Annotated in this window: 12 protein-coding genes; 5 read left to right on the forward strand and 7 right to left on the reverse strand. The window is 62.6% G+C overall.

Features of this window, described 5'->3' with window-relative positions:
- Positions 1–352 precede the first annotated feature (352 nt).
- Positions 353–760, forward strand: coding sequence for a hypothetical protein (locus tag ACN4E0_RS04830; RefSeq protein ID WP_419566161.1), 408 nt, complete (start codon positions 353–355; stop codon positions 758–760).
- Here ACN4E0_RS04830 and ACN4E0_RS04835 read toward each other — a convergent pair.
- The 6 genes from ACN4E0_RS04835 to ACN4E0_RS04860 all read right to left on the reverse strand — a co-directional run bounded on the left by ACN4E0_RS04835 (position 741) and on the right by ACN4E0_RS04860 (position 7,973).
- Positions 741–1,001, reverse strand: a complete 261-nt coding sequence (locus tag ACN4E0_RS04835) for a helix-turn-helix domain-containing protein (RefSeq protein WP_419566163.1) — start codon at positions 999–1,001, stop codon at positions 741–743. The two genes, ACN4E0_RS04830 and ACN4E0_RS04835, sit on opposite strands and share 20 nt — an antisense overlap.
- Positions 1,002–1,764: 763 nt before the next feature.
- Positions 1,765–2,853: an IS110 family transposase gene (locus ACN4E0_RS04840; RefSeq protein ID WP_419566166.1), complete on the reverse strand. Its 1,089-nt coding sequence runs from the start codon at positions 2,851–2,853 to the stop codon at positions 1,765–1,767.
- A gap of 222 nt (positions 2,854–3,075) precedes the next feature.
- Entirely contained in the window at positions 3,076–4,107 is a 1,032-nt protein-coding gene (locus tag ACN4E0_RS04845) for a hypothetical protein (RefSeq protein WP_419566168.1), read from the reverse strand.
- Positions 4,104–5,207 (reverse strand): hypothetical protein, encoded by a 1,104-nt coding sequence (locus ACN4E0_RS04850; RefSeq protein ID WP_419566170.1) that lies wholly within the window; start codon positions 5,205–5,207, stop codon positions 4,104–4,106. Before ACN4E0_RS04850 ends, ACN4E0_RS04845 begins: the two co-directional genes overlap by 4 nt.
- 143 nt (positions 5,208–5,350) lie before the next feature.
- The gene (locus ACN4E0_RS04855; RefSeq protein WP_419566287.1) at positions 5,351–6,271 is read right to left on the reverse strand and encodes a HEPN domain-containing protein; all 921 of its coding nucleotides are present in this window, start codon (positions 6,269–6,271) and stop codon (positions 5,351–5,353) included.
- Positions 6,272–6,644: 373 nt separating this feature from the next.
- Entirely contained in the window at positions 6,645–7,973 is a 1,329-nt protein-coding gene (locus ACN4E0_RS04860) for a tyrosine-type recombinase/integrase (RefSeq protein ID WP_419566171.1), read from the reverse strand.
- A gap of 371 nt (positions 7,974–8,344) precedes the next feature.
- On the opposite strand from ACN4E0_RS04860, the gene ACN4E0_RS04865 reads away from it, so the two are divergent.
- Together ACN4E0_RS04865 and ACN4E0_RS04870 are read left to right on the forward strand one after the other, a co-directional pair.
- Positions 8,345–9,382 (forward strand): diacylglycerol/lipid kinase family protein, encoded by a 1,038-nt coding sequence (locus tag ACN4E0_RS04865; protein ID WP_419566173.1) that lies wholly within the window; start codon positions 8,345–8,347, stop codon positions 9,380–9,382.
- Positions 9,379–10,275, forward strand: a complete 897-nt coding sequence (locus ACN4E0_RS04870; RefSeq protein WP_419566175.1) for a hypothetical protein — start codon at positions 9,379–9,381, stop codon at positions 10,273–10,275. The genes ACN4E0_RS04865 and ACN4E0_RS04870 overlap by 4 nt, the downstream gene beginning before the upstream one ends.
- On the opposite strand, the gene ACN4E0_RS04875 is transcribed toward ACN4E0_RS04870, so the two are convergent.
- Positions 10,266–10,763: a DUF2141 domain-containing protein gene (locus ACN4E0_RS04875; protein WP_419566178.1), complete on the reverse strand. Its 498-nt coding sequence runs from the start codon at positions 10,761–10,763 to the stop codon at positions 10,266–10,268. The genes ACN4E0_RS04870 and ACN4E0_RS04875 overlap by 10 nt on opposite strands.
- Before the next feature lie 270 nt (positions 10,764–11,033).
- On the opposite strand from ACN4E0_RS04875, the gene rpe reads away from it, so the two are divergent.
- Both rpe and ACN4E0_RS04885 read left to right on the forward strand, forming a co-directional pair.
- Positions 11,034–11,696 (forward strand): ribulose-phosphate 3-epimerase, encoded by a 663-nt coding sequence (gene rpe, locus ACN4E0_RS04880; RefSeq protein ID WP_419566181.1) that lies wholly within the window; start codon positions 11,034–11,036, stop codon positions 11,694–11,696.
- Positions 11,693–13,552 carry a heparinase II/III family protein gene (locus ACN4E0_RS04885; RefSeq protein ID WP_419566184.1) on the forward strand — a complete coding sequence of 620 codons (1,860 nt, stop codon included), beginning with the start codon at positions 11,693–11,695 and terminating at the stop codon, positions 13,550–13,552. The genes rpe and ACN4E0_RS04885 overlap by 4 nt, the downstream gene beginning before the upstream one ends.

Consider the following 13,552-nt stretch of genomic DNA (forward strand, 5'->3'; position numbering starts at 1 on the left):
TTGCCTGCATATTGCTGTGGGACATTTTTTCGCACGCGATTAAGGCTGATCGTCGGTCAGCGGCTCTGGGCCCTCGCGTCGGTTCATGGCCGAATATGCGTCTTGCAGCGAATTCCGAAGGCCTTACCCGCTCTGCCCGGATCGGACGGGGACATCGATTTCCCATCATCGATCACAAATTGAAGTGCCCGGAATCCGACCAGAGATACGCCCTCGTTACCTGCGCTTACCGCTGCATTGGTCGGCCCATTGCCGAGGGGCCAGCCGTGGCGGGTTGGACGGTGTTCCCAGGCGGTGGGCTTGGCGGCGGGTGAATCAGTCGGAGGGGTACTCGGCAGGAAGCTTTCGCTCAGTGCAAATTGAAGTGTCTTCAGCAGCCACCTCAAGCCCCGATGCGCATTATGTTCCGGCCCCCTGGCTTATCCTGACTGGTTATTCCGCAGCCGCAGAGCGAGCGCGCGTTACTGTGCGGGAAATCAAGTCGCTTCTGTTCCTGTCGCCCGCCGATCATCCAAATTCATCCTTGGCAAAGGATTTGCTCGATCAGGCGAAACAGCAACTCTCACATTTCGAAAAGCCAGGAACAGCCGTACAAGCTCAAGCTGCTTATGAGATTGTTCGTGACGGAATCGACGAGCTCATCTCCAGATATTTCGGACTGACGGATCATGAGCAAGTCTCGATCCGCTATTTGGTCGTTTTCGTGGCCAAAAGCCTGCAGCCTACGAGCTATGCCGAACTCAATACTCCGTTGCAGTAAAAAATCGTCGGCGCTCGACCAGGCTCCTTAAACTTTGAGTCAGCACTAGCGTGGAATTGCCCAGCTTGATGAACTCGATCTCGCCTTCGCCGATCAGCACATAGAGTGTGCTGCGCCCAATCCCGAGATAGCGACAGGCTTCGTGAACCCGAATTGCGATTGGCTCCATGTCGGTCTGGCGTTTCTCGGTTACTCGCTGATCGTTCGCGCCCGATATCGCCATGCCGGTCGGTCCTTTCATCATTGGGGTGATGACGGACCTACCCCGAGGGGACATGGAGGGGGCGCAGGTCAGGCCCGCCATCGAGACCGATTATCGGTGAAAATAGCCCGATCGCGTCACATGACGTTTCTACGCTGGCGTCGCTGTTTTCACTCCGTCGCACCGATCCGTCGTAGGACTTGGACACACTACATCCGTATGCATCCTTTGGGACGATAGCGGCCAAGCAATTTGCGGTGTCTAAGAACCGATTTACGCGCATCCCGACCGACCGCCGTCGTCAAGCATGCTGAAAAGAAACGGGAATTTCAGAAAGTCGCCGCCGGGCTGTTTTGGATGCCGTCGTATGTTGCTCAACAAAACCAACCACCTGCAGCCCGACCGACGGCGCTGCTTTTATCTCGCCATCCTATTTGGCTGTCTGGTTTTCGTAGTATTCGCCATCGTCGTTTCCTCTCTTTAGCACTAATAGACCGACTATTCGACGCTGCTGTGCGCAGGGATGCGAAGGTGCGATTGAGGTCTGATACGCCGCGCAATCCTCCGTGCTCATCGAGGGCAATATCGCTCTGCATTGAGGCGATAAGCGAGCCCTTGCGGCACACGTCGCTATCGGAGTTACGGGGCATCGTCACAGGCAATCGCGCGTGGTCCGCTAAGAGCGGCCACAGGCGAGATATCGTGCTTCCCGTTGTCCTGGTCTGTACCATTCCTTCTGCCGCTCGCGCGGACCTCCGTATGTCGTCGAGCCGTCAGCCGGCTGCGTTCGTCGTGTTCGTCCTCATGACCGCGCGTAGCTCAGTCGCTGCATCTTGGCGGCGTAGGCGGTGTCGATCTCGTGCGCTTCGGCGTCGGGGTCGCCCGCATAGAACGTGCCGTCGCGCCACATCGCGTGCATCACGATGGCGAGCTTGCGGGCAACCGCAACGCGCGCCTTGGCGTGGCACTTGGTCTTCGCGAGCTTCAGTCCCCATGTCTTGATCGTGTCACGGCCCTTGAAGCGGGTGAGCATCGCGGATGCGGCTTCGTAGAGCGCGCGGCGCATGTCCGGATCCCCAGCCTTGCTGATCCGGCCCTTCACATCGATGGATGAGCCCGACTGCCAGCGGCGCGAGGTGAGCCCGAAGTATGCCGCGACGTTGCGCGAGCGACGGAACCGGGCAGGATCGTCGATCGCGCTCTTGAAGTTCAGTGCCGTCACCGGGCCGACGCCGGGGATCGCCATGAACCGGCGGCACAGCTCATCGCGCATGGCGAGCTGGGTGACCAGCTTGTGCAAGATCAGATACTCGTCCCACAGCGCTGCGCGCGCTCTGAGCATGCACTCCATCAGCCCTGCGGTCATCGCATCGTGTGCAACCGCCTCGCGTACCGCCTTCTCCATCGATCCGCGCCCGACCTTGCCGAGCCGGATCCCGAACACCTTCAGCGAGTGCCTGATCGCGTTCTCGATATCGGGGAACTTGCGCTTGAGGTTGCGCCGCTGGACCAGCAGCAGGCGTATCCGGTAGCACTCCTCGGTCTTGATATGCGCCTGCCGGAACCACCCGGTGCGCATTATGTGGGCGATGCCGAGCGCGTCGGCGGCGTCGGTCTTGTTGCGCTGGGCCGACAGTGCAGCGCGCACATGGCGGGTCTCCAGACAGACAGCGGGCAGACCCAGTGCGATCAATCCGGCATGCAGCCAGGGCGAGACCGATCCCGCCTCATGGCCGACCCGGCGCAGGCGCCCCGTAAAGCGCTCCAGCGCCTCGGCGATCAGCTCCGGCTCGGTCGGGACCTCGGTCTCCAGCACCACCTTACCGTCATCGCCTACCACGCAAATGGCGGTCGCCTCGATCGATACATCGAGCCCTGCAAAGTACTCCATCACCCGACTCCTTCGCTTGCGTTTAACCGAAGCGGAGGAAGCGCCAGGTGCAGCCACCGTACAAGCCTTGGCTGTCGCCAAGTCCTCGCCAAATACAGCGGCAATCCCTTTCTCTGCCATTATGTTGTCGAATTCTGACAAGAAACTGGCATGAGCAAGGCGGCTAGAAACAAGGACTGGAGCGCGCGATCCTGGCAATCGGACCAAACTCAATCCGATGGGCTAGCGTGCCTTCGGTTTAAACATCTCGGGATCATCATGCAGGAATGGCGCTTTTCGGATCTCAATCCGAGCGCCGCCAATCCGTATTTTTCGCTGCGCCACCGATGCGACACCAAAGACAATCTTGAGTGCGGCTTTGTATCGCGAAAAAGCAGTTATCGTTGAGATGCCCGGACCGCCGCCATATCGCCATTCCGCCATGCGTTCCCAGTTCGGGATTTGGGAGAGGCGCTTGCGATCGAATGGTGAAACTCCGGGCGGCAGCTGGTCGTAAAGATGGTAAAGGTCATGGCTCTCGACGAACCGTCCACTTCGTTGCTGCGCAAGCATCTTCAAACCAAGCTCGCACGCCATCTGCATGTCCCACTGCGCGTGCTTTAGGTCCTCGGGCTTGCCGCGCACGATCTTGTCCGCAGCACCCTCCAGGTGGTTCAGGATCTGATCGCGCAGCTGCCACACCCTCGTGTCAGTCTTCTCGACGGTCGCAAGGTTGACGTGAATACCTCGCAGGAGTGTTGCAACTTCATTCGCTAGTCTGCAAGCCTTCAGACCATCTCCCCTTGGCAGAGAGCCAATGTTGGGTCCATTCTCAAGCCATTCGAGCGCGTCCTCATCATCCTCGATCTTGTCTGGATAGCAGATCCAGATCGTTTCGCCTGGCGTGCCAGGTCTCTTCGTAATGATCGGGACACGAAGCAGAAACGCGGTCCCGAGGATCGGGATGCAACCTGCAAAGCTGCGTTCATCGCGATCCATCGCATTACCGTAGCGATCCGCATACCAGGCCACGGTCCTTGCGTAGATCACCTCGAACCAGTCGCTAGTCAAATAGTCAGAGAACACACCGGGCTCGTGTGAACCTTCAGAGTGGGCGTCTTGTACCTGCAAGACCCAGTAGCGAACGAAGTAACGCGTTGCTGTCAGTGGCCGCGTCGTCAGTGCCATGTCGGCTTCTGCCAGTCCACGATCGATGGCATCCAGCGCTTCGCCAAGCATGGATTCAAAGTCATCGGGGCCGGCCTGACTGCTCATCCACGCTTACTCTCAACCGTGTCAGCTTCGAACAACAAGGGTTCCCCGCGCGAATAATACCCCGGTGACCTCATGTTCAGGCCAATCCCGCTCTGGATGCGCTGCGTGAGATCTGCGCTTTGCTCATCCGGCAGGTGCTCCCACCAGCTCTTGCGCAGGAAAATGTTTTCTAATTGCTCAAATGCGATCTGGATGAGTGCGTCCGCTTTCGCGTCAGAATCGATGGAGTCGAAAGCTTCAAGGTAGCGGCCGGAAGGGCCCCGTTGCTGTCCGATCCAAGCGAAGACTGCGACACTTTTGCCGGAGTACGACGTGATCGTCAGCGTAAGATGCTCCAACGCCGCTGTTCCGCGGCCGAGCCGCTGGAGGCGAGTACCGTCGATAGCGATTTCGGGCATGAACCCGCCGCATCCTACAATTGGCAGAATGCGGTCGAACCGATAGGCTCGGAAACGAAAGCCAGCGGTGTCCTGACCTTCGACGCGAATGCGAAAATCTCCCAGTTGGCGTTCAGTTTCCGCCAGACCGCGCCGCGCTCCCACTTCGAGAAGATGGCAATGCTGCTGGATAACCTCCTGCATGGCGAGCGGTTGGCCGCAGTCCATCATTCGCTGAATGGGGGAATTCGCCACCTGAACAGCTTTCGTGAAGCGTTCGTAGGCGATCGCTCGATAGGCAAAGAGCAGCGCCTCGTTGGCGGTCATTTCAACATCCTCGCCCTCGATGGCTTTGAACAGCTTGTCGTCGTGCGTCCCGCAGAAGCCCAGAAATACAGAGGCTTTCCCTATGCCGACCTCCAAAGGTGGCGGATGGCCATCATGATCCATCAAGGCTCGCAAGTTCGGCTTAACTGTTAGAACCCGCGAGTTTCCCTCCGCTATCGCGGCCAGGCCTCCAGCCCTTTGCACCGTGTGCGAGCTGATAATCTTGTCGGAACAGCCTTCGCCTTCCAGCGAGTGGGAGCAGTAACCTTTGCGCCCGCGTTTGCGCGCGTCAGCTTCGACGTCGAATACGTTGAATGGTTCTTCGTCCTCGTGCCCCTTATGGCATTTCTTCCACTTGATTCCCTGACCGCACCAACAAGGTTCATTGGGCTTCATCTTGGCAACGGCCTTGAGAGGCGGAGGCCCTGAGTAGGGAGAAGTTAGAGAGGGGTGAAGCAACATCGAGGCCATATCGGGACGCCATATCGCCAATTCAATTTGTTTGAGTGGCTCAGCGGGAGTCTATGGGATTCGCTTGCTTACTCCGCAGCGCTTTTCAGTTTCTCGATCCGCTCCGAGCACACCTCGTGCACCACGCGGCCAAGCTCTTCGACCTGCTCTCCAAGCCATTCGAGCTCTTCTTTGGTGATGCGATAGTGCTTCGAATAGCGCGCTTTCACGTAAGCCTCTTTCAGCTTCTCGAAACGGGCGCGATCGCGCCGTGTGTCGCGCGGCCAAACATGGGTTAGGCGCGGATCGATGCGCTCGGCCTGAGTGCGGAGGAACCCGAGATTGTGCACGTGGGGCGTGTAGAAAGTGCAGACAAGGAGTACGCAGTGATACAACCGCTCGCAAGCTTGGTGCGTGAGAAATGCAGCATCCTTCAAGCGGCCCTGCTCCATACTAAAGCGAGCTGTTTCTAGCATTCCGGAAGCAGCAGGCATCCACTCATCGAAATATTCCTGCGCCATTGCCAACGCCTGTTCGGGCGTCTTGGGCTTGGGCGTATGCAGTTCGGTTTCGTCGGACTGGTAGAGCGCGATCCCGTCCTGTTTTACGTCCATGAAGAAGTAGCGCCCGTGCGCCAGACCGTCGTTCACCTCTTGCAGGTTGTGGACGATGAAGTTGACCGGGGTCTTGAGCGATTTGGTCACGCCATATTCGCGCATCAGCCGGTCATCGAGCTTCGACCAGTACTTGACCCGGTCGACCAGACGCTTGTCGTTGACGATGACGAGCAGGTCGTAGTCCGACTGATAACCCTTGGCGGTGTGCGGTTCGTCGACCCAGGTGCCGCGGGCGTAGCTTCCGTAGAGGATCACCTTGAGGATGCGTCCGGCCTTCTTCCACTCGTGTTTGGCGAGAGCGAAGGCGTCGTCGAATTCCTCGAAGATAAGCTGCACCACGCGTTCCAGCTCGCGCTGCTTTTGCGGGGGCAGATGATCAAGGTCCGTCTTCATCATCCCACACCTAGCAAGGTGGTGGAATGCTTGCACCTGCCAAGTACAAAAGCGAGCGGTGACGGCGCACTCCAGAGCGCTGAGGAACCGCGCGCTGGAGTGCTGCGCGTTAGCAACAATCTGATGAGGATTGTCGTTAGAAATGTTAAGGGACGCTGTGTCCCAGCATTCCTACGGGTTTGAGGCCGGATTCGGTTACAGATAGTCCGAGTCTCCGGTTCCCGTTCGTCCGAACAATCGGGTTCCCGATAGTCCGAGCGGACCAGCGCATTATCTACAGAGTTGGCCATCCCCATTTCTGGGGATAGGGCTTGATCCAAGAAGCGCGTAAGCGGCAAGTTGCAGGACTCAAGCCCAATTCGAGCGCTCCTGATCATCTGGAAGTTCTGGCCTCACGGCCAGCCAGAAATTCGCTCATCGTGTTCTTTCGTGTCGCGCGATCGAGCGAGTAGGCGCTCTCCTGAAATCGCGTTCCCTTTAGGAGAGCGTCGACATAGCCAGCGATCATGTCGGCAGCCGTGATCAGGGTTGCATCGAGGACATGAATATACTTGCTCGTGATCGATCCCCTTGCATGCCCCAAGAGCGCGGCGATCGTTATTTCCGTGAACCCAAGATCGTTGCCGATGCTGGCGAAACTGTGTCGCAGGACATGAGCTGTAACGCCTTCCAGCGGTGTGCCATTTAGCAACTGGTTCCACTGCCTCGGGAAGCCGCCAAAGGCAGTGTCTGTCCCATAGCCCGGAAAAACATAGCTGCCCGTCGCTGCTCGGTGCTCCGCCTCTAGGAACTCGATCACCGGCAAGCCAACAGGTCGGATCGACCTACCTTCCTTGCTATCGGAAAGTCGTAGACAACTGCCGTCGAGATCGACATCGCACCATTTGAGATTGATGATCTCGCTTCGCCTGCAGCCAGTGAGCGCGATCTGGCGAATAATTTCGCTTGATGGCCAGAACCGTTCCTTCTCTTTCGCTTCGATGAGCAACTGGCCCAGAATGCCATATTCGGCCTCGGTTAGTCTCCGCTCACGGACCTCATATTTTGGCTTCTTGATGCCGTGAGCAGGATTGCGGTCGATGACGCCAAGGTCGATGGCGTATGTCAGGATGCCGCCGATCAAGCCTAGTGTGCGTGTGGCGGTACCAGGCCCACCCTTCACAATCGACTTGCCTCCTAGCTTCTTAGTTTTGACTACAATGCGCGACCGGCCTGCGATAATATCGCGCATGATCTTGACCATGTCGGCCCGGGTGAGATCCTTGACACGCCGATTGCCCATCAACGGAATAACGTGTCGCTTGATCCGTCCGATATCCGTGTCGATCGTGGACTGCTTTTTGGGTCGACCACCCTTGCCGAGTATAAGCCCGTCTTCGAGGTCTTGGATGTACCGCTCGCAGAGTTGCTTCATCGTCATCGCCTGATGATCTTCCAAGCGCTCCTCCGCCGGATCATCACCGGCGGCGACGCGCCCCAGCTGAGCCTTGGCCTCGCGCCGGGCAAGCTCGGCAGTCCAGACTCCGTGCAGTCCGATCGCCATTCGTCGCGATCTTCCGCCTTTGCGGTACTGGACAATGTAGCTACGTCTGCCTGAGGGGAAGACACGTAGCCCGAAGCCTGGCAGTTCTCCGTCCCAGAGAATGTAGTCTTTAGTCTTGGCTTCGGCTGCTTCGACAGCGCGTTTGGTCAATTTGACCATGGCGATCTCCGTCTCGGGGCCTCAATTTCGCGTAAGCATGAAGTAAGCACGCGGCTGCAAGTCGAGGCGTCAACGCGGTTAGCCCAGCGCAAACTGCAATCAATCTAAATCACTTAATAACAGTAGCTTAGGGTGGAATTTCGTAGTCTGGCGTGCCAGTTTTGTACCGGCTCCGAAGGCAGAGGCCACAGGTTCGAATCCTGTCGGGTGCGCCACCTCCCCGACCTTCTCGATTGTCTGGGCCGAGCCCGTTGGCCGCATCCGATGGTCTCCCTGCCGCAGGGCGGACCGAGAATCCATTGCGACACTATTACAATTTGGCGAAAATGTCCTAGGTAGGCGCACGCGGGGGCGACTAAGGCACAAGGTTCATGGACCGGGTAATCTACAATTTCGACAGCCTGCCGCTGCGTCAGACGGCGATGTCCGCGCCCCAGCGCCGGTCGATCTATCGTGCCTCGCGCGTGCCCGAGCCGCGGATCGGGATCATCTACAACCCGCGTAGCCATCGCAACAAGGGGCAGGACCTCGCCTGTACCGGCGCGGGCAGAATCGAGGTCGCCCAGCCGCGCACGCGCGAGGAAATCGCCCATGCGCTGGCCGGTTTCGCGCGCGACGGGATCGATTTCCTGATCATCAACGGCGGCGACGGCACCGTGCGCGACGTCCTCACCATGGGGCAGGCGGTCTTCGCCGATCGCTGGCCGGCGATCGCCGTGCTGCCCAAGGGCAAGACCAATGCGCTCAACGTCGATCTCGGCGCCCCCGCCGACTGGTCGGTCGAAGGCGCGATCGCGGCCTATGCCGCCGGCCGCCGTATCCAGCGCCGGCCGCTCGCGATCAGCAGCGGGAACGATGTCGGACCGCCCATGCTCGGTTTCATCTTCGGTGCCGGGGCGTTCACGCTGGGCATCGAGGCCGGGCAGGAGGCGCATTCGCTCGGCTTCTTCAACAGCCTGGCGGTCGCTGCGACCGGCGCCTGGGGGGTGATGCAGGCCCTGTTCGGCACCGATCGCAACAAGTGGCGTCGCGGCACCGAGATGGCGCTGCGGTTCGAACCGTCGGGCGCGCCCGTGCCGCGCTCGGACCATGGCGATCCCGCGCGCCGCAGCGTGTTGCTCGCCTCAACGCTCGAACGCTTGCCGATGGGTATCGAGGTCTTCGGCGCGGCGAGGGCGGGGCTCAAGCTGGCGGTGCTCGACCGGCCGCGCCGCCGCCTCCTCGCCGCCCTGCCGGCAATTCTCTCGGGCTGGCGACCGCGCTGGCTCGCCGCGGCCGGTCTGCACCAGCTCGACGCCGAGGCGCTGGCGATCGAGGTTGGCGAACCGGTCATTCTCGATGGCGAGGCTTTCCCGCCCGGGCGCTACCGCGTCGAGCAGGGACCCGAGCTGACCTTCATCAGCCCGTGAGCACCGCGCTCGCGCAGCGCATCGCCACCGCGCTAGAGAGCCCCGTGCGCGATGAAGTCGCGGCCTACGCCCGCCTGCTCGGCGAGGAGGCCGGGGCTGGCGCGGTGCTGTTCTACGGATCGAATTTGCGGACCGGCTCGCTTGAGGGCGTGCTCGATTTCTATGTCCTGCTGCCGGGCGAGCAGCGCGAGAGAATCTGGCCCCGCGTCGCCTATCGCGAGTGGGATCATGCGGGCGAGCGGCTGCGTGCCAAGATCGCGACCATGTCCTTGGCGCAATTCGCGCGCGCGGCCAGCGGGCAGTCGCGCGACACCACGATCTGGGCGCGCTTCGTCCAGCCTTCGGCCCTGGCCTGGGCGCAGGACGAGGCCGCGCGGGGCGCGGTGCTCGAGGCGCTGTGCGGGGCCGCGGCGACCGCCGGGCGCCTCGCTGCTGCTGTCGGCCCGGCGAGCGGGACGGCGCAGGATTACTGGCGGGCGCTGTTCCGCGCGACCTATCGCGCCGAATTCCGGATCGAGCAGCCGGGGCGCGAGAACGCCATTCTCGAGGTCAATGCGGCGCATTTCGACGGACTGCTGCCGCTCGCCTGGGAGGCGGACGGGATCGGGTTCGCGCGCGAGGGCGAGGTCTTGCGCCCCGCGCTATCGCCGGAAGAGCGTGCCGCGATCCTGCGTTGGTGGGACCGGCGCCGAAGGCTCGGCAAGCCGCTCAACCTGCTGCGACTGGCGAAGGCGACGACGACATTCGACGGAGCGGCGGATTATGCCGCCTGGAAGCTCCACCGGCATACCGGCATCGCGATCGAGGTCACGCTGTTCCGCGCCAAGCACCCGCTGCTGGCCGCACCGGGTGCGCTCATCGAGCTATGGCGCAGGCGCCGCGCTCAGCGATAGCGCATGCGGATCGACATCGACTCGACCCCGCTGCCGACCTGAAAGGCGACCTTCTTGTAGCTCGGCTTGCCGAGGTTGAAGATGTTGAGGCTGGGGTTGTTCGACATTGCTCCCCCATCGGTGAAGATGTCGGTGCTGCCGTTGCCGTTGAGATCGTGGCGCACCGCGATGGCATAAGTGCCGGGGCGCGGAAGCGGCATGCAGAAGCTCATCGATCCCGCCTTTGCGGGGGCTTCCATGCGGTAGATCCACTTGCCCTTTTCGAGCCAGTCTTCCTTGGTCCCGCGATAGCTCTGGACGCGGATCGTGCCCCTGCTTTCCTTGATGTCGGTCACCGTCACGCGCACCGAGGGGCCGGCGCCGGCGGCGCATTTCGCGGCATCGTTGGAAATCTTCTGGCGGTATTGCGCTGCGGCGGGCGCAGGAGCGGCAAGTCCGCCGAGGGCGAGCGCGGCGAGGCCGGCGGTGGCGATGAAAGTGCGGGTCATAAGGGCAATCCGTTTCTAACTGGACGGGGCCCGCGGCACCATCGTGCCGGTCGCTGTGCCCCGCGATTTGCCTGACGTTTAGCAAATTGCGCTGAATTACGGCTGAATTTCTTCGCCGCGCATCATTCAGTCTTTCCTTTCCTACGGCGACGGGGGCCAGAGCGGCGAGAGGCGGTCCATGTGGAAAAGGCCCGGGCCTCGCTTGTTAACCCTCCTTTCGCGCGCGTAGGGCAGGGCCAGCATACCTCGCGACCCAAGGCCGCCGCCCGCATGACGAAACCGCTGATTTCCCCATCGATCCTGTCCGCCGATTTCGCTGCGTTGGGGGAGGAAGTGCGCGCGATCGACGCCGCCGGGGCCGACTGGATCCATGTCGACGTGATGGACGGGCATTACGTGCCCAACATCACCATCGGACCGGCGGTGGTAAAGGCGCTGCGTCCGCACACCGACAAGCCGTTCGACGTCCATCTGATGATCGCGCCGATCGACCCCTATCTCGAAGCCTTCGCCGAAGCCGGGGCGGATATCATCACGGTCCACCCCGAGGCAGGTCCGCATATCCACCGGACGCTGCAGGCGATCACCGCGCTGGGCAAGAAGGCGGGCGTGGTGCTCAACCCCGGCACGCCCGTAGAGGCGCTCGACTACGTTCTCGAGGATGCCGATCTCGTGCTCGTGATGAGCGTCAATCCGGGCTTCGGCGGGCAGAGCTTCATCCATTCGCAGCTGCGGAAGGTCGAGGCGATCCGCAAGCGCATCGACGCGCTGGGCAAGCCGATCCATCTCGAGGTTGATGGCGGGGTCAATGAAGAGACCGCGCGGCTGTGTGTAGACGCGGGGGCCGACGTACTGGTCGCGGGCTCGGCGACCTTCAAGGGCGGCCCGGCGAACTATGCGGCAAACATCGCCGCGCTGAAGGGCGCGCAATGAGCCGCGGGGCGCGCACCCTTCTTCGCGAAGAGGCCGGCGCGCCGGAACAGGCCACCGCGCCGGCGCTGCCGCTCAAGGGCCTGGCCGAGCCACTCGTCGACGATACTCCGCCGCTTCCCGAAGCCATCCCGCTCGAGCCGGCGCGTGCGCTGGTACTCGCTGACCTGCAGCCGCCGCGTGCCGGGCCGATCGACAGCATGCTGCGCTGGGCATACCGGCTCGGCGTGCCCGGTCCGGTCCTCGCGGCGCCCTTGCGCAAGCCTGCCGCGCCGCGCCTGCTCGCCACGGTGGCCACTCCGCTCGGCGGCGAGCGCGCGGCGGGCATGGCGCTGCGCGCGGGACAGTTCCTCGTCCACGGGCTCAAGGTCCCGGCTGACAAGGTCGATTTCGCCAGCAGCGCGCCGCTGACCCCGCCGGTCCAGCGCGTCGTCCAGGGCTTCACCTGGCTGCGCGACCTGGCCGCCTGCGCCCCGCGTGAGGACTGCGCCGGGATCGCCGAAAAGCTGCTCGCCCGCTGGCTCAAGGCCAATCCGGTGCCCGGCAAGGGCCCCGCATGGACGGTCGAGCACACCGGTCTGCGGCTCCTCGCCTGGCTGGTCCACGCGCCGTTCCTGCTCGGCGGCGAGGCCAAGCTGCGCGGCGAGGCGCTGGCGGCGATGGAAGCGAGTGCCCGCTATCTCGACCGGCAGGTCGCTCGCGCCGAGGACGGGCTGGGACAGGTCGCCGGGTGGTGCGCGATCGTCGCCGCCGGCCTGCTGCTGCCCGACGGTCGCCCGCGCCGCCTGTTCGGCGAGGCGGGGCTGCTGCGCGCACTCGGCGAACTCGTCGCCGACGATGGCGGCGTGCTCTCGCGCAGCCCGCTGGCACAGATGGAGGCGATCGCGCTGCTGGTCGATTTGCGCGCCTGCTACGATGCGGCCGGTCGCGAGCCGCCCCAGGCGCTCGAAACCATGCTCGGACTGCTCGTGCCCCCGCTGCTTGCGCTGCGCATGGGCGATCGCGGACTGGGCAGTTGGCAGGGTGCCGGTGCGACCTCGGCGGCGCGTGTCGATACGCTGATTGCGGCGAGCGGGATTCGCGCGCGGCCCGGCAAGGATAGCCGACACTGGGGCTACCAGCGCGTCGATGCGGGCAAGGCCACGCTGGTCCTCGACGCCGCGCCGCCGCCGCGTTCGCGCCATGCGCGCTATGGCTGCGCCTCGACGCTGGCCTTCGAGCTGTCGCATGGCGAACAGCGCATCGTGGTCAATTGCGGCGGCGCGGAGCTTGCCGGCGGGCTGGTCCCGGTGCGGATCGAGCAGGGTCTGCGCGGCAGCGCGGCACATTCGACGCTGGTGCTTGACGAAGCCAATTCGACCGCGGTCCTGATCAAGGGCCAGATCGGCAAGGGCGTCGAGGAAGTCGACATTGCGCGGACCACGGTCAAGCAGAAGGGTCGCGATGCCGTGCGGCTTGAAGCGTCGCATAACGGCTATGCCGCGCGCTACGGGCTGATCCACCGCCGCACATTGCTGCTCGGTGCCGATGGCAGCGGGCTGTCGGGCGAAGACGTGCTCGAACCCTCGGGGCGCCAGGGCAAGCGCGGCAAGATAGCCTTCGCGATCCGTTTCCACCTCGGGGTCGGCATCGACGTCGGCCTGTCCGACGATCGGCGCGGCGCGGGTCTCGCCCTGCCCGACGGAAGCTACTGGCAATTCCGCCTCGGAGGCGATAGCGGCGAGGCGCATATCGCGATCGAGGACAGCCTCTGGGTCGACGGGCAAGGCCGCCCGCGCGCGACCAAGCAGCTGGTCGTCGAAGGACTGACATCGCGCAGCGGGGGACGCTTCCCCTGGCTGCTCAAACGCATGGGATAG

The organism is Qipengyuania sp. (assembly GCF_048550555.1).
Lineage (GTDB): Bacteria > Pseudomonadota > Alphaproteobacteria > Sphingomonadales > Sphingomonadaceae > Qipengyuania.